The 14806-nt window shown below is 65.9% G+C and carries 15 protein-coding genes; 8 read left to right on the top strand and 7 right to left on the bottom strand.

Features of this window, described 5'->3' with window-relative positions; translation table 11 throughout:
- Nucleotides 1-133 precede the first annotated feature (133 nt).
- Together AC07VU_RS07600 and vimR are read right to left on the bottom strand one after the other, a co-directional pair.
- On the bottom strand, nucleotides 134-1510 hold the full coding sequence (locus AC07VU_RS07600) for an MFS transporter (RefSeq protein ID WP_007923281.1): 1377 nt from the start codon (nucleotides 1508-1510) through the stop codon (nucleotides 134-136).
- 109 nt (nucleotides 1511-1619) lie between these two features.
- Nucleotides 1620-2549, bottom strand: coding sequence for a transcription regulator VimR (vimR, locus tag AC07VU_RS07605; RefSeq protein ID WP_277587773.1), 930 nt, complete (start codon nucleotides 2547-2549; stop codon nucleotides 1620-1622).
- Nucleotides 2550-2683: 134 nt separating this feature from the next.
- Here vimR and AC07VU_RS07610 point away from each other — a divergent pair, with 134 nt between their 5' ends.
- From AC07VU_RS07610 to AC07VU_RS07620, 3 genes are all read left to right on the top strand, one after another.
- Nucleotides 2684-2974 (top strand): putative quinol monooxygenase, encoded by a 291-nt coding sequence (locus AC07VU_RS07610; protein ID WP_274305422.1) that lies wholly within the window; start codon nucleotides 2684-2686, stop codon nucleotides 2972-2974.
- Between the two features lie 33 nt (nucleotides 2975-3007).
- The gene (locus AC07VU_RS07615) at nucleotides 3008-4021 is read left to right on the top strand and encodes a zinc-binding alcohol dehydrogenase family protein (protein WP_495029676.1); all 1014 of its coding nucleotides are present in this window, start codon (nucleotides 3008-3010) and stop codon (nucleotides 4019-4021) included.
- Between the two features lie 145 nt (nucleotides 4022-4166).
- Nucleotides 4167-4346 carry a hypothetical protein gene (locus AC07VU_RS07620; protein ID WP_007923286.1) on the top strand — a complete coding sequence of 60 codons (180 nt, stop codon included), beginning with the start codon at nucleotides 4167-4169 and terminating at the stop codon, nucleotides 4344-4346.
- On the opposite strand, the gene AC07VU_RS07625 is transcribed toward AC07VU_RS07620, so the two are convergent.
- Together AC07VU_RS07625 and AC07VU_RS07630 are read right to left on the bottom strand one after the other, a co-directional pair.
- Nucleotides 4347-5543 (bottom strand): multidrug effflux MFS transporter, encoded by a 1197-nt coding sequence (locus AC07VU_RS07625; protein WP_102680518.1) that lies wholly within the window; start codon nucleotides 5541-5543, stop codon nucleotides 4347-4349. It lies immediately after the preceding gene.
- Nucleotides 5544-5650: 107 nt separating this feature from the next.
- Nucleotides 5651-5848, bottom strand: a complete 198-nt coding sequence (locus AC07VU_RS07630) for a heavy-metal-associated domain-containing protein (RefSeq protein ID WP_007923288.1) — start codon at nucleotides 5846-5848, stop codon at nucleotides 5651-5653.
- A 148-nt stretch (nucleotides 5849-5996) separates the two neighbouring features.
- On the opposite strand from AC07VU_RS07630, the gene AC07VU_RS07635 reads away from it, so the two are divergent.
- From AC07VU_RS07635 to cueR, 3 genes are all read left to right on the top strand, one after another.
- Entirely contained in the window at nucleotides 5997-6380 is a 384-nt protein-coding gene (locus AC07VU_RS07635; RefSeq protein WP_007923289.1) for a hypothetical protein, read from the top strand.
- Nucleotides 6381-6545: 165 nt separating this feature from the next.
- The gene (locus AC07VU_RS07640) at nucleotides 6546-8942 is read left to right on the top strand and encodes a heavy metal translocating P-type ATPase (protein ID WP_274305420.1); all 2397 of its coding nucleotides are present in this window, start codon (nucleotides 6546-6548) and stop codon (nucleotides 8940-8942) included.
- Complete coding sequence (cueR, locus tag AC07VU_RS07645; protein WP_053259511.1) at nucleotides 8939-9346, top strand: Cu(I)-responsive transcriptional regulator; 408 nt, start codon at nucleotides 8939-8941, stop codon at nucleotides 9344-9346. Before AC07VU_RS07640 ends, cueR begins: the two co-directional genes overlap by 4 nt.
- Before the next feature lie 159 nt (nucleotides 9347-9505).
- On the opposite strand, the gene AC07VU_RS07650 is transcribed toward cueR, so the two are convergent.
- Both AC07VU_RS07650 and AC07VU_RS07655 read right to left on the bottom strand, forming a co-directional pair.
- Complete coding sequence (locus AC07VU_RS07650) at nucleotides 9506-10402, bottom strand: PA4780 family RIO1-like protein kinase (RefSeq protein WP_495029677.1); 897 nt, start codon at nucleotides 10400-10402, stop codon at nucleotides 9506-9508.
- Between the two features lie 272 nt (nucleotides 10403-10674).
- Nucleotides 10675-11952, bottom strand: coding sequence for an acetyl-CoA C-acetyltransferase (locus AC07VU_RS07655; protein ID WP_457275566.1), 1278 nt, complete (start codon nucleotides 11950-11952; stop codon nucleotides 10675-10677).
- 174 nt (nucleotides 11953-12126) lie between these two features.
- Between AC07VU_RS07655 and AC07VU_RS07660 the strand changes: the two genes are divergently transcribed.
- Together AC07VU_RS07660 and AC07VU_RS07665 are read left to right on the top strand one after the other, a co-directional pair.
- A complete protein-coding gene (locus AC07VU_RS07660; RefSeq protein ID WP_495029678.1) occupies nucleotides 12127-13479 on the top strand; it encodes a 3-oxoacyl-ACP reductase in 1353 nt (450 codons plus the stop codon).
- Between the two features lie 2 nt (nucleotides 13480-13481).
- Complete coding sequence (locus AC07VU_RS07665) at nucleotides 13482-14336, top strand: MaoC family dehydratase (RefSeq protein WP_457275564.1); 855 nt, start codon at nucleotides 13482-13484, stop codon at nucleotides 14334-14336.
- Between the two features lie 7 nt (nucleotides 14337-14343).
- Here the strand turns inward: AC07VU_RS07665 and AC07VU_RS07670 are convergent, their stop codons facing one another.
- Complete coding sequence (locus AC07VU_RS07670; protein WP_007928728.1) at nucleotides 14344-14793, bottom strand: DMT family transporter; 450 nt, start codon at nucleotides 14791-14793, stop codon at nucleotides 14344-14346.
- Between the last annotated feature and the right edge of the window lie 13 nt (nucleotides 14794-14806).

Raw genomic sequence — 14806 nt, forward strand, 5'->3', positions numbered from 1 at the left:
GAACCACCCGACCACGCCGCGACCGCACTATGTAGCCGCTGCCGAAGGCTGCGCTCGACCGCGAAGCGGGCGCCGCTTGAGGGCCTCGAAAGGTTCTTCGAACCTTATCGCAGCCTGCGGCAGCGGCTACAGATCAAACGCCGACTTCGCTCAACTCTTCCAGCGTCTTGCCCCGGGTCTCCATCCCGAACAGCCAGACCACCGCCGCGGCGACCGCGAAACACAGCGCGCCCAGGGCGAACACCCCACCCTGCCCGGTCATCGGGAACACCACGCCGGTCACCAACGGCCCGAGCAGCGACCCGATGCGCCCCACCGCCGAGGCGAACCCGGAGCCGGTAGCCCGCGCCGAGGTGGGATACAACTCGGGCGTGTAGGTGTAGAGCACCGCCCACATGCCGAACAGGAAGAACTGCATCAACAGGCCGGAGCTGATCAGCAGCGCCACGTTGCCGCCGAACACCGCGCTCTGCCCGTAGAAGAACGCCATGACCCCACCGCCCAGCAAGGTGATCACGCACACCGGCTTGCGCCCCCAACGTTCCACCAGCCAGGCGGCCATGAGGAAGCCGGGAATCCCGCCGAGGGAAATCAGCACCGTGTAGTACACCGACTGGGTCACGGCGAAACCCGACTGCTGCAACAAGGCACTGAGCCACGAGGTCAGGCCATAAAAACCCAGCAGGGCAAAGAACCACACACTCCAGATCATCATCGTGCGCTGGCGATAGAGCGGCGACCAGATCTCGCGCAAGGCCGAGAAGAAGTGCCCCGGCACGCTCTCCACCCGCGGCAGGCGCACCGGCTCGGGCAGGTCCGCGCGCTGCAGCGAGGCGCGGACCTTATCCTCGATCCGCCGCAGCACCTGGTCGGCATCGGCGTGCCGCCCGGCCTGCTCCAGCCAACGCGGCGACTCGGGGATGAAGAAACGGATCGCCAGCACGAACACCGCCGGGATCGCCAGGACCAGGAAGATGTCGCGCCAGCCGATCAGCGGCAGCAGGAAGTACGAGAGCACGCCCGCCGCGACAAAACCCAGCGGCCAGAAGCCGTCCATCAAGGCGATATAGCGCCCGCGCCGCTTGGCCGGGATCATCTCCGAGAGCATCGACTGGGCGATGGGAAACTCCATGCCCATGCCGATCCCCAGCAGCACCCGGAACAGGGTCAGGCTGTCCACCGTCTGCGCCGTGGAGCACAGGTAACTGGCGATGCCCCAGAGCACGATGCTCCACTGGAACACCGGCTTGCGCCCGAAGCGGTCGGCGAGCATGCCCGACAGCGACGCGCCGACCACCATGCCGAAGAAGCTCGAACTGGCCAGCAGGCCGGCCTGGGCCGTGCTCAGGCCGAACTCGGCTTTGATCGAGCCGAGCAGGAACGTCATCATCGCCAGGTCCATGGAGTCGAAGAAAAACGCCAGGGCGATGATGATGAAAATGACCCGGTGATAACCGCTGATGGGCAAGCGTTCCAGACGCTCTGCCGCACTGTACCCCTGACTTGCCATGCCCCGCCCCCCCGATTGAATGGTCTGCAATCGAGTGTGCAAGATCGACGCCGCCGCTCAGTGCTGGATGCGACCTGCCCGCACCCGGCAACGACGCCGCCGGCCTGGGTCAGTGATCGGCATGGGTTGGCTTGGGGTAATGCGCGGAAACTTCAGCGCAGCGCACCTGCAACATGTCCCGCAGCAGCTTCACCGGTTTGCTCAGTTGCGCCCGATGCGCGCACAACAGGTTCAGCGGTGCCCGTTCGCAGCGCAGCTCCGGCAGCAGCACCTTGAGCCGCCCGGCCAGCACATCGGCCGCCACGTCGAGCCAGGACTTGTAGGCGATGCCCCGCCCCGCCACCGCCCACAGGCGCACCACATCGGCGTCGTCGCTGAAGCGATCGCCGCTGACCGTCAGGCCGACCTCGCGCTTGCCGTCATGGAAACTCCAATGGTCATGCACCCGGCTGCCAAGCATGTAGAGCAGGCAATTGTGCTGGGCCAGTTGCTCCAGCTGACGCGGCTCGCCGTGGCGGGCCAGGTACTCGGGGGCGGCCACCAGCACCCGGCGGTTCTGCGGCGCGACCGGCAAGGCCACCAGGCTGGAATCTTCCGGTTCGCCGTAACGCAGGGCAATGTCCACCGGCTGGCGAAACAGGTCGGCGATACGGTCGCCCAGCAGCAGGCGCAGCGTGAGCTTGGGGTGCTCCAGCTGGAACTGGTCGAGCCAGGGCAGCAACAGATTGCGGCCGAAATCCGAGGGCGCGGACAGCTGGAGAACGCCGCTGACCTGATCCTGCCCGCTGGCCAGCAGGCGCCGGCCTTCCTCCAGGTTGCTCAAGGCCGCGCGGGCGTATTCGAGAAACCCTTCGCCCTCGGCGGTCAGGCGCAGGCTGCGGGTCGAACGCGCCAGCAGCCGGGCGCCGAGCTGCTGCTCGATACGCTTGAGCGCAGCGCTGGCCACCGCCGCCGACAGGTCCATGACCCGCGCCGCGGCGGACAGGCTGCCGAGGTCGGCGGCGCGCACGAACAATTGCAGGTCATCGAATCGCAACATCTGGCTCACCGGGCATTATCAAAAAAATGTTGAAAGAGACTGCTGTTTTAGCCGGTTTTATCTTCAGGGGAAATGGCCAATGATCGGCCTACCGTCATATCAGCTCGTCACGCCAGCCTTTGAAGGAACTCCCTATGTCGCAAGCCTTTACCGCCATCGCCACCCTTGTCGCCAAGAGCGACCAGCAGGCCGTGCTCAAGCGCGAACTCAGCGCCCTGGTGCAACCGAGCCGCGAAGAAGCCGGCTGCCAGTACTACAACCTGCACCAGGACGCCGAAGCCCCAGGCACCTTTTATGTACTGGAGCGCTGGGACGACGAGGCGGCCCTGGAATTTCACAACGCCACGCCGCACTTCCAGCATTTTCTCAGCCAGACCCGCGAGGCGATCGAGCACTTCGAGCTCAAGCGCCTGCTGCTCCTCTGACCCCAACCTTCATCTTCATCAGGAACCCCCACCATGAAAGCCATCGCCTACTACGCCTCCCTGCCAATCGACGATCCCCTGTCCCTGCAAGACATCGAACTGCCGGAACCGCTCGCCGGCCCCCGGGACCTGCTGGTGGAAGTCAAAGCCATCTCGGTCAACCCGGTGGACACCAAGGTCCGCCAGAACGTCCAGCCTGAAGGTGGCGCCGCCAAGGTGCTGGGCTGGGACGTGGCCGGGGTGGTCAAGGCGGTGGGCAGCGACGTCAGCCTGTTCAAGGCCGGCGACAAGGTGTTCTACGCCGGCTCGATCGCCCGCGCCGGTGGCAACAGCGAATTGCACGTGGTCGACGAACGCATCGTCGGCCATATGCCCAAGAGCCTGGGCTTCGCCGAAGCCGCCGCCCTGCCGCTGACCGCGATTACCGCCTGGGAACTATTGTTCGAACGCCTGCAGATCGCCGAAGGCCAGGCCGATCGGCAGCAGAGCCTGTTGATCGTCGGCGCGGCCGGCGGCGTCGGTTCGATCCTCACCCAACTGGCCAGCCAGCTCACCGGGCTCAACGTCATCGGCAGCGCCTCGCGCGCCGAAACCCAGGGTTGGGTACGCGAGCTGGGCGCCGACCTGGTGATCGACCATAGCCAGCCGTTGAGCCAGGAACTGAAAAAAGCCGGCCAGGCCAGCGTCACCCATGTCGCCAGCCTGACCCAGACCGATACGCACCTGGACGAGTTGGTCGAGGCCCTCGCGCCCCAGGGCCGGCTGGCGCTGATCGACGATCCGAAAACCCTCGACGTGACCAAGCTCAAGCGCAAGAGCCTGTCGCTGCACTGGGAGTTCATGTACACCCGCTCGCTGTTCGAAACCGCGGACATGCAGGAGCAGCACAAGCTGCTCAATCGCGTCGCCGAGCTGATCGACGCCGGCACCTTGAAGACCACCCTGGGCGAGCACTTCGGCACGATCAACGCGGCCAACCTGCGGCGCGCTCACGCGTTGCTGGAAAGCGGCAAAGCCAAGGGCAAGATCGTGCTGGAAGGCTTCTGAAGCGGGGAGCGGACGGCATCCTGCCTGCGCTAAAAAGGGGCAGGATGCCGTCAGTCCGAGAGTTGATCCTTGTCATACTTGTGACCGTATTCGGGTCTACACTGGGGGCCTTTGCAATGCAGTCTTTTACGCTAGGAGGTCAGCAATGAAGATCCTGATAAAAGAATTGGCAAAATCCAAAGGCACCCAATGGCAGGTTCAACTCGACCAGCATGCGGTGACTTTCCGCAGCGAGGCCGAAGCCCGAGCCTTCGCCAATACGCTGGAAACGCGTCTGCAAGCCCCCCACCGATTCCCCGAAAGCCAACAGCGCGCCGCCGGCTGATTACAGCTGGGCGGCTTGCAGCGCCCTGGCGTTCTGCAATTTGCGGGTGACCATCGCCAGCGTCACCACCAGAACCCCACACAGGCTGATGACCGTTGCCATCGGCACGGCGCTGCCATCGTGCAACACGCCCACCAACGCCGCGGCGCCGGCCGCCACGCTGAACTGCAGGCAGCCGAGCATCGCCGAGGCACTGCCGGCCCGCGCACCCTGACCGTTCATGGCGCAGGCCGAGGCATTGGGAAGGATGCAGCCCAGGCTGGCGATACAAATGAACAGCGGCGCCAGCAGCGGCCAGAGTTGTGCCGGGTGCAGCGAACTGACGGCGAGCAAGGCCAGGCCACCCAGCAGGTAGATCCACACCGTGCGTGCCAGCAGGAACGCCGGGCCACGCTTGGCCAGCAACCGCGCATTGATTTGCGCCACCAGGATGAAGCCGCCGGCGTTGATCCCGAAGAACCAGCCGAAATGCTCGGCCGGCACGCCATAGAGCTTGATGAAGACAAAAGGCGAACCGGCGATGTAGGCGAACATCCCGGCGATGGCGATGCCCCCGGTCAGGGCATGGCCGAGGAACACCCGGTCAGCCAGCAACCGACCGTACTGGCGCAAGGCCCCGGACAACGGCTGGCGCGGCACATGGGCCGGCAGGCTTTCCGGCAAGCCCAGCGCTACCGCCAGGCCGGCCAGGGCGCTGAACAGGGTCAGCATGATGAAGATCGACTGCCAGCCGTAGAGATTCACCAGCAGGCCGCCGAGCATCGGCGCCAGGATCGGCGCCAGGCCCATGACCAGCATCAGCTGGGAAAACACCTTGGCCGAACCCACCGCATCGCACTTGTCGCTGACCACCGCCCGAGAAATCACCATGCCCGCGCAGCCGCCCAGGGCCTGGACGAACCGCGCGCCGATCAGCCATTCCAGGTTCGGTGCGTAGGCACAGGCCAGGGACGCCAAGGTGAACAGCCCCACCCCGGCCAGCAACGGGATGCGCCGTCCAAAGCGGTCGGCCACCGGGCCGTAGGCCAGCTGGCCGATGGACAGGCCGAGGAAGTAGGCCGCCAGGGTCAGCTGAACGTGTTTTTCATCGGTGCCAAAGGCCAGCGCCATCGCCGGGAACGCCGGCAGATAGAAATCGATGGCCAGAGGACCGAAGGCGCTCAAGGCGCCGAGAATCAGGATTGTGCGAAGGTTCATCAGGCATCCAGGTGCGGGTCGGTCGGCAGCCCGACAGTTTATCCGCGCTTGGAGGCCTTGAACATTCCGATAGGTCGCTAACTATTAAAAAGACCGGCTAAATCCGCTCAGGCCAGCTTGACCGCATAGCCTTCTTCGCTGATCAGGCTGATCACCTCGTCGGCGGACAAGCGGCTTTCCACACCCACTTCCCTGGCCCCGAGATCGACCTTGACGCTGGCCGCCGGATCCTTGCTCTGCACCGCCTGGGTGATGGCCCGGACGCAGTGACCGCAGGACATCCCTTCGACATTGAACACTTGCATGACGCTTCTCCTGTAGTGAGGGTTGTCGCCAGTCTCGACCTTGCCATCATGGCAAGGTCAAGTTCCGGATGCATCTGCCGGGCTGGCAATCGGCGACGCGCTCGGCCAAGCTTCACCCCTCAACGACACGACACTAGGAGATTCAGCCATGCGCTGGTCGGTTATCAGCCTGTTCAGCCTCCTCGGCCTGATCGCGGCATCCCCTTCGGTCAACGCCGCCGGCGAGGACTACGGCGTCCTGATCATTTCCCGGGAACGCCTGGAAGTCGCCACGTCCTGCGAAATCGGCCTGTACATCGAGGACCAGTTGGCGGGCCGGCTGTTCCAGGAACAAGCCACGTCCTTCAACCTGCCGCCGGGCAAAGTCTCGCTGCGCCTGAAACTGCTGCCGGGGCAGATGCCGGGCTGCAACCCGGGCATGCTCGCGCCAGGCTCTCAGGACATCAGCCTCAAGGCCGGTGACGTACTGAAGTTCCGCATCGCCATGAGCCCGTCGGGCCTGCTCCTCCAGCGCACCGGCCTGGGATACTGATCGCGGATCGTCGCCCGGGCCTGCCCTTCCCTCCCCGGAACCGGCACGGGCGACTATCCGGGTGCTACCCCCGAGACAGATTGAAGCACCCCGCACCATGGCGCTTGACCTTGCCAGCATGGCAAGGTTGATCCTGTAGACCACCGTTTACAGGGAGTGTCAGTGATGTCCGAATCAACCACTTTTGACCTGCCGATTGCCGGCATGACCTGCGCCAGCTGCGCCGGGCGCGTGGAACGCGCCTTGAACAAGGTCGCGGGCGCCGCGGCCGTCAGCGTCAACCTCGCCACCGAACAGGCCCGTGTCCAGGCGCCCAGCGACAGCCTGCCGGCGCTGATGGCCGCGGTGCAGGATGCCGGCTACAGCGTGCCGGCCCACAGCCTGGAGCTGAACATCGGCGGCATGACCTGCGCCTCCTGCGTCGGTCGCGTGGAACGCGCACTGAGCAAGGTGGCCGGGGTCACCCGGGTCAGCGTCAACCTGGCCAACGAACGCGCGCACATCGATCTGCTGGGCCAGGTCGATAGCGCCGACTTGATCGCCGCCGTCAGCAAGGCCGGCTATTCCGCCACCCTGTGGCAGGCCGAACACCCCGAGCGCGACGATCAGGAACAACGCCTGCGGCGCGAACGCTGGTCCCTGGTGCTGGCGATCCTGCTGGCCCTGCCGCTGGTGCTGCCCATGGTGGTGCAACCCTTTGGCCTGCACTGGATGCTCCCGGCCTGGGCGCAGTTCGTCCTGGCCACGCCGGTGCAATTCATCTTCGGTGCGCGTTTTTATGTCGCCGCCTGGAAAGCCGTGCGCGCCGGCGCCGGCAACATGGACCTGCTGGTGGCCCTGGGCACCAGCGCCGGTTACGGCTTGAGCCTCTACCAATGGGCCATCACCCCCGCCGGCGGCATGCCGCACCTGTACTTCGAGGCCTCGGCCGTGGTCATCGCCCTGGTGCTGCTGGGCAAGTACCTGGAAAGCCGTGCCAAGCGCCAGACCGCCAGCGCCATCCGCGCCCTCGAAGCCTTGCGCCCGGAACGGGCGATCCAGGTCGTCGATGGCCGTGAGCAGGAAGTGGCGATCAGCGCCCTGCGCCTGAACGACCTGGTGCTGGTCAAGCCCGGCGAGCGCTTCCCGGTGGACGGCGAAGTGGTCGAAGGCCAGAGCCATGCCGACGAAGCCCTGATCAGCGGTGAAAGCCTACCGGTGCCGAAACAGCCCGGCGACCCGGTCACCGGCGGCGCCATCAACGGCGAAGGCCGGCTGCTGGTGCGGACCCTGGCCCTCGGCGCGGAAACCGTGCTGGCGCGCATCATCCGCCTGGTGGAAGACGCCCAGGCCGGCAAGGCACCGATCCAGAAACTGGTGGACCGGGTCAGCCAGGTGTTCGTGCCAGCGGTGCTGGTGCTGGCCCTGGCGACGCTGATCGGCTGGTGGCTGTATGGCGCGCCGCTGGAAACCGCGCTGATCAATGCGGTCGCGGTGCTGGTCATCGCCTGTCCCTGCGCACTGGGGCTGGCCACGCCGACCGCGATCATGGCCGGCACCGGCGTCGCCGCCCGCCACGGAATCCTGATCAAGGACGCCGAAGCCCTGGAGCGTGCCCATGAAGTCAGCACGGTGGTCTTCGACAAGACCGGCACCCTGACCTCCGGCACGCCACGCATCGCTCACCTGGATGCGGTCGACGGCGACGAAGACCGCCTGCTGCAACTGGCCGGCGCCCTGCAACGCGGCAGCGAACACCCGCTGGCCAAGGCGGTTCTCGACCTGTGCGCCGAACGCCAGCTGGCGGTAGCCGACGTCAGCGCCAGCCAGTCCCTGACCGGCCGCGGCATCGCCGGCACCCTGGACGGCCGCCAACTAGCCCTGGGCAACCGGCGCCTGCTGGAAGAAAGCGGCCTGCAGGCCGGCGACCTGGCAGCCTCGGCCCAGGCCTGGGAAACCGAAGGCCGCACCCTGTCCTGGCTGATCGAACAACAGCCGCAATCGCGGGTGCTGGGCCTGTTCGCCTTTGGCGACACCCTCAAGCCCGGCGCCCTGCAAGCGGTGCAGCAACTGAGTGCGCGTCATATCGGCAGCCACCTGCTGACCGGCGACAACCGCGGCAGCGCCAAGGTGGTCGCCGAGGCCCTGGGCATTACCGACGTGCACGCCGAAGTGCTGCCCGCCGACAAGGCCGCCACAGTCGCCGAACTGAAAAAGACCGGCGTGGTGGCGATGGTCGGCGACGGCATCAACGACGCCCCGGCCCTGGCCGCCGCCGATATCGGCATCGCCATGGGCGGAGGGACCGATGTGGCGATGCACGCGGCGGGGATCACCCTGATGCGCGGCGATCCGCGCCTGGTGCCGGCGGCCCTGGAGATCAGCCGCAAGACCTACGCGAAGATCCGCCAGAACCTGTTCTGGGCCTTCGTCTACAACCTGATCGGCATTCCGTTGGCGGCGTTCGGCCTGCTCAACCCGGTGCTGGCCGGGGCGGCCATGGCGCTGTCCAGCGTCAGCGTGGTGAGCAATGCGCTACTGTTGAAAACCTGGAAACCCAAAGACCTGGAGGACGCGCGATGAACATCGGCCAAGCAGCCCGCAAAAGCGGCCTGAGCGCCAAGATGATCCGCTACTACGAGTCCATCGGCCTGCTCCGGCCGGCCCATCGCAGCGACAGCGGCTACCGCCTGTACGGTGACGACGACCTGCACAGCCTGGCCTTTATCAAGCGCTCGCGGGACCTGGGGTTTTCCCTGGAGGAAGTGGGCAAGCTGCTGACCCTGTGGCAGGACCGCCAGCGCGCCAGCGCCGATGTCAAAGCCCTGGCCCGCCAGCACATCGACGAGCTCAACCGGAAAATCGCCGAGCTGGCCGGGCTGCGCGACACCTTGCAGGACCTGGTGCAGCACTGCCACGGCGACCATCGCCCGGATTGCCCGATTCTCAAGGACCTGGCCTCCGGCGGATGCTGCACGCCCCCATGACCTGTAGCCGCTGCCGCAGGCTGCGACAAGGGCCGAAGGCCCTTCTGACGGTTTCAAGAGCAGCGCCTGCTTCGCAGTCGATCGCAGCCTATCGGCAGCGGCTACGTGATTCACGGGCACAAAAAATCCGGCAATTGCCGGATTTTTTGTATTCGGGAATCACTGCATCCAGGGCGGAGGCGGTGGCTCCTCGGACTTGGCCGGTGGCGCGTCGTCGGCCATGCGCATGGCCTGGCGCCGTTCCTCGTCCAGGCGCGCCGCCTCGATCTCCCGCAACACGCCGCCGACATCCGCCAGTTCTTGCGGATCGTCGAACTCGCCGGTCAGGACGCTGGTCGGGTGCAGGGTGCCGGCTTCGTACAGGGCCCACATCTCCTTGGCGTAGCGGGTGCGCTTGAGCTCCGGGGCGAAACGCCCGAAGTAGGACGCCATGTTGCCGACATCCCGCTCCAGCATGCTGAAGGCGTGGTTGTTGCCCGCCGCATCCACCGCCTGGGGCAGGTCGATGATCACCGGGCCGTCGGGGGTCAGCAGCACGTTGAACTCGGACAGGTCACCGTGCACCAGGCCGGTACACAGCATCAGCACGATCTGGGAAATCAGGAAGGCGTGATATTCGCGGGCCTGATCCGGCTCCAGCACCACGTCATTCAGGCGCGGCGCGGCATCGCCGTATTCATCCGCCACCAACTCCATCAGCAGCACGCCTTCGAGGAAGTCGAACGGCTTGGGCACCCGCACCCCGGCGTTGGCCAGGCGGAACAGGGCCGCCACTTCGGCGTTCTGCCAGGCGTCCTCGGTCTCCTTGCGCCCGAACTTGGACCCCTTGGCCATCGCGCGAGCCTGACGGCTGTTGCGCACCTTGCGGCCTTCCTGATACTCGGCCGCCTGACGAAAACTTCGTTTGTTCGCCTCCTTGTAAACCTTGGCGCAACGTAATTCGTTGCCGCAGCGCACCACATAAACAGCTGCTTCTTTACCACTCATGAGTGGGCGCAGCACCTCGTCGACCAGACCGTCCTCGATCAGGGGTTCAATGCGTTTTGGAGTCTTCATCAGCTTTTATCAGGGGTCCTTTATTACCAAACACGCGAATGTCACTCGTTATACGGCAATCCTCGCACCACGGGGAGAGGTTACCGACCTACGACAGTGCCGATGCACTCAATGTGCCAGGTCAACCCGTCATGTCGACAGGCTCGACCGACCAGGATCATAGCCCAGTGCTCAGTGGCTGCCCGTTACTAAAGGGCGGGGTAGATGTGACAGAAGCAGGCGAGCAAGCTCGCTCCTACAGAGGGGCCGCCACTGCGCAAACACCTGGCCCCTCAGCGCTCGACAATCGCCGTCACGCCCTGGCCTCCGGCGGCGCAGATCGAAATCAGGCCACGCCCCTGCCCCGCCACCTCCAGCAGCTTCGCCAAATTGGCGACAATGCGCCCGCCGGTGGCGGCGAACGGATGCCCGGCGGCCAGCGAGCTGCCTTTGACATTCAGCCGGCTGCGGTCGATGGAACCCAAGGGCGCGTCCAGCCCCAGGCGGGTCTTGCAGTAGTCCGCGTCCTCCCAGGCCTTGAGCGTGCACAGCACCTGCGCGGCGAAGGCCTCATGGATTTCGTAGTAATCGAAGTCCTGCAGTGTCAGGCCGTTGCGGGCCAACAAGCGTGGCACCGCGTAGACCGGCGCCATCAGCAGCCCTTCCGCGCCGTGGACGAAATCCACCGCCGCCGCTTCGCCGTCGCGCAGATAGGCGAGGATCGGCAAGCCACGTTCCTTTGCCCATTCCTCGCTGCCCAGCAGCACCAGGGACGCACCATCGGTCAACGGCGTGGAGTTGCCCGCAGTCAGGGTGCCTTTGTCGCTGCGTTCGAACACTGGTTTCAACGACGCCAGCTTTTCCAGGGTCAGGTCCGGGCGCAGGTTGTTGTCGCGGGTCAGGCCGAGGAAGGGGGTCATCAGGTCGTCGTGCCAACCCTCGGCATAGGCGGCGGCCATTTTCTGATGGCTCTCCAGCGCCAACTGATCCTGCTCATCGCGGGGAATGTTCCAGGTTTGCGCCATCCGCTCGCAGTGCTGGCCCATGGACAAGCCGGTCCGCGGTTCGCCATTGCGCGGCAGTTCCGGCTTGAGGTGCCGGGGGCGCAGTTGCAGGAAGGTCAGGAGCTTGTCACCCAGGGTCTTGCCGCGGTTGGCTTGCAGCAGGATCTCGCGCAGCCCCTCGTTGACCCCGATCGGCGCGTCCGAGGTGGTATCGACGCCGCCGGCGATGCCGCATTCGATCTGCCCCAGGGCGATCTTGTTGGCCACCAGCAACGCCGCTTCCAGGCCGGTGCCGCAGGCTTGCTGGATATCGTAGGCCGGGGTGGTCGGCGACAGCCGCGAGCCGAGCACGCATTCGCGGGTCAGGTTGAAATCCCGGGAATGCTTGAGCACCGCGCCGGCGGCCACTTCGCCCAGGCGCAGGCCGTGCAGGCGGTAGCGCTCGATCAGGCCTTCCAGGGCCGCGGTAAGCATGGCCTGGTTGCTCGCGGTGGCGTAAGGCCCGTTGGAACGGGCAAAGGGGATACGGTTGCCGCCGATAATCGCAACACGACGCAGCTGAGTCATGGAAAGCTCCCTATTCTGTGAGTGGCACAACCGACAAGCGTAGGTTCTGTAAGAAAAGTCGCCGAGCAGCGATCAGGCCGTTCATATGCAGAACCCAGCTTGTATCTCATGGACCGAACGACCAAAGGCCCCTCGTGGTCCACACTTTGAACCTCAGTTCCTGGAGCGTGTTCCATGTCAGATCGTTACATCGACTTCGCCAACTCGTCCATCGGCTACCGCCTGGTCGGGGCCCTTGGCCTGCCGTCGCCGGTACGTCTGGAGCGCTGGCAGGCCGGCCGCATGCGCCCGGTCGAGGGTGCGCTGCTGATGGGCGGCGGCCCGCTGACCCAGCAGGTCGGCGCCATCGCCCCGCGGCTGACCGAGAGCATCTACAGCTACGGCACCGATCCGACCCTCGCCACCGCCTGGATTCCCGGCCACGGTCCCAAGCTCAAGGCCGTGGTGTTCGACGCCAGCGACCTCCTGCAGACCGACCAGCTCAAGCAGTTGCGCGAATTTTTCCAGCCGCTGATGAAGAACCTTGAGCCCAGCGCGCACCTGGTGATTCTCGGCCGCGCCCCCGAAACCCTCAGCGATCCGTTCGCCGCCAGCGCCCAGCGCGCCCTGGAGGGTTTCAGCCGTTCGCTGGCCAAGGAGCTGCGCAGCGGTGCCACCCTGCAATTGCTCTATGTCGGCGAGGGTGCCGAAAGCCAGCTGGAAGGCGCGCTGCGCTTCTTCCTCTCGCCGAAAAGCGCTTACATCTCCGGCCAGGCGATCCGCCTGAACCCCTGCGCGACCCAGGTCCAGGACTGGACCCGACCGCTGGCCGGCACGCGGGCACTGGTCACTGGCGCGGCGCGCGGCATCGGCGCCTCGATCGCCGAAACCCTGGCCCGGGATGGCGCCCAGGTGGTGCTGCTGGACGTGCCCGCCGCCAAGACCGACCTCGAAGCCCTGGCCGCGCGCCTCGGTGGCCACGCGATCACCCTGGATATCTGCGCCGAGGACGCCGCGACCCGGCTGGTGGAACAGTTGCCGGACGGCATCGACATCGTGGTGCACAACGCCGGCATCACCCGCGACAAGACCCTGGCCAACATGACCCCGGAATTCTGGGACGCGGTGCTGGCGGTCAACCTCAATGCCCCGCAGGTACTGACCAAGGCCCTGCTGGACAGCGGCTGCCTGCACGACAACGGCCGGCTGATCCTGCTGGCGTCCATCAGCGGTATCGCCGGCAATCGCGGGCAGACCAACTATGCGGCGAGCAAGGCCGGGCTGATCGGCCTGGCCCAGTCCTGGGCCCCGCTGTTGCAAGAGCGTGGCATCAGCATCAACGCCGTGGCCCCGGGCTTTATCGAAACCCAGATGACCGCGCACATTCCGTTCGCCCTGCGCGAGGCCGGGCGGCGCATGAGTTCGCTGGGGCAAGGCGGCCTGCCGCAGGACGTCGCCGAAGCCGTGGCCTGGCTCGCCCAGCCGGGCAGTGGCGCGGTCAGCGGGCAAGCGCTGCGAGTCTGTGGGCAAAGCGTATTGGGAGCGTGAACATGAGCCTGCAATGGCATGAGCTGGATACTCCGCCGAACCTGCCCGAGCTGTACTGGAAGGCCGCGATCCGCCGCAAGATCACCGGCACCGAGCTGCCTGAATATGGCCTGCGCCGCCAGGTGAGCGTGCAACCGGCGAAGCTTGCGGCCTATCGCCAGGTCTGCGGTTTTACCGAGAACGGCCTGCTGCCGCCAACCTACCCCCATGTGCTGGCGTTCGCCCTGCAGATGCAATTACTGACCGCCAGGGACTTCCCCTTTCCACTGCTGGGGCTGATCCATCTGGCCAACCGCATTCGCGTGCTACGGCCCATGGGTGGGGTCGGCAACTTGAGCATCGGGGTGCGTGCGGACAACGTGCAGCCCCATGCCAAAGGCGCGGTTTTCGATCTGTTGACCTACGTCGACGACGCCCTGGGACCGCTGTGGGAAGCACAAAGCCGGATGCTCTGTCGGGGTGTGCAACTGCCGGGCGAAGCATCGGCCGAAGAACCGTCGACCGAGGCCAGTCTCAGCGAGCTGACGCGCTGGCAAGCCCCCGCCGACATCGGCCGGCGTTATGCCCGGGTGTCCGGCGACTACAACCCGATTCACCTGAGCGCCATCAGCGCCCGAATGTTCGGTTTCCCCCAGGCCATCGCCCACGGCCTGTGGAACAAGGCGCGGGCCCTGGCGGCGTTGAGCGAGCATTTGCCGGCGGCCCCTATCGAGATTGCCGTGGACTTTCGAAAGCCGGTGCGCCTGCCCAGCGAGGTGTGCCTGCTGGCAAGCGCCGCGGGTTCGAGCGGCGACCTGCGCCTGACCGGCGCTGGCGACCTGGAACATATGAGCGGGCACTGGCAGCCGCTGGCCTGAGCCCGCCTCAACCGCGACGAATCAGGAACACTCCTGCCAGGATCAGCACCAGCCCGGCAATCTTGCCGAGGCTGATGGGCGCCTCGCGAAACCCCGCCCAGCCGAAATGGTCCAGCGCCAGGGCCATGCCCAACTGCCCGGCGAGTACCAGGGCCATGAACAGCATCGCGCCGATCCGTGGCCCGGCGAAGGCCGCGGTGGCAATGAAAAATGCTCCCAGCAGACCGCCGCACCAGTGCCACCAGGTCAGGCTTTTCAAGGCCGTCAGGCCGGGCACTTCGCGCTGGGCCATGGCCAGGACCAGCAAGGCCACGGTGCCGACAAAAAACGAGATCAGCGCCGCCGCCAGCACGCTGGAAACCTGCTTGGCCAATTGGCCGTTGATTCCCGCTTGCAGGGGTAAAAAAGCACCGGCAATCACCGGCAGGCAAAGCAGCCACCAGACAGGGGCAGGCATAAAGTTTCTCCAG

It is taken from the genome of Pseudomonas sp. GW821-FHT02B10, assembly GCF_059421865.1.

Coding starts and splice junctions, on each gene's coding strand:
- AC07VU_RS07615 (WP_495029676.1), top strand. CDS start 3,008: ATGAAAGCCATCGCCTACTACGCCTCCCTGCCAATCGACGATCCCCTG.
- AC07VU_RS07630 (WP_007923288.1), bottom strand. CDS start 5,848: ATGCAAGTGTTCAATGTCGAAGGGATGTCCTGCGGTCACTGCGTCCGG.
- AC07VU_RS07640 (WP_274305420.1), top strand. CDS start 6,546: ATGTCCGAATCAACCACTTTTGACCTGCCGATTGCCGGCATGACCTGC.
- AC07VU_RS07670 (WP_007928728.1), bottom strand. CDS start 14,793: ATGCCTGCCCCTGTCTGGTGGCTGCTTTGCCTGCCGGTGATTGCCGGT.
- AC07VU_RS07660 (WP_495029678.1), top strand. CDS start 12,127: ATGTCAGATCGTTACATCGACTTCGCCAACTCGTCCATCGGCTACCGC.
- AC07VU_RS07635 (WP_007923289.1), top strand. CDS start 5,997: ATGCGCTGGTCGGTTATCAGCCTGTTCAGCCTCCTCGGCCTGATCGCG.
- AC07VU_RS07650 (WP_495029677.1), bottom strand. CDS start 10,402: ATGAAGACTCCAAAACGCATTGAACCCCTGATCGAGGACGGTCTGGTC.
- AC07VU_RS07610 (WP_274305422.1), top strand. CDS start 2,684: ATGTCGCAAGCCTTTACCGCCATCGCCACCCTTGTCGCCAAGAGCGAC.
- vimR (WP_277587773.1), bottom strand. CDS start 2,549: ATGTTGCGATTCGATGACCTGCAATTGTTCGTGCGCGCCGCCGACCTC.
- AC07VU_RS07665 (WP_457275564.1), top strand. CDS start 13,482: ATGAGCCTGCAATGGCATGAGCTGGATACTCCGCCGAACCTGCCCGAG.
- AC07VU_RS07655 (WP_457275566.1), bottom strand. CDS start 11,952: ATGACTCAGCTGCGTCGTGTTGCGATTATCGGCGGCAACCGTATCCCC.
- AC07VU_RS07600 (WP_007923281.1), bottom strand. CDS start 1,510: ATGGCAAGTCAGGGGTACAGTGCGGCAGAGCGTCTGGAACGCTTGCCC.
- AC07VU_RS07625 (WP_102680518.1), bottom strand. CDS start 5,543: ATGAACCTTCGCACAATCCTGATTCTCGGCGCCTTGAGCGCCTTCGGT.
- cueR (WP_053259511.1), top strand. CDS start 8,939: ATGAACATCGGCCAAGCAGCCCGCAAAAGCGGCCTGAGCGCCAAGATG.
- AC07VU_RS07620 (WP_007923286.1), top strand. CDS start 4,167: ATGAAGATCCTGATAAAAGAATTGGCAAAATCCAAAGGCACCCAATGG.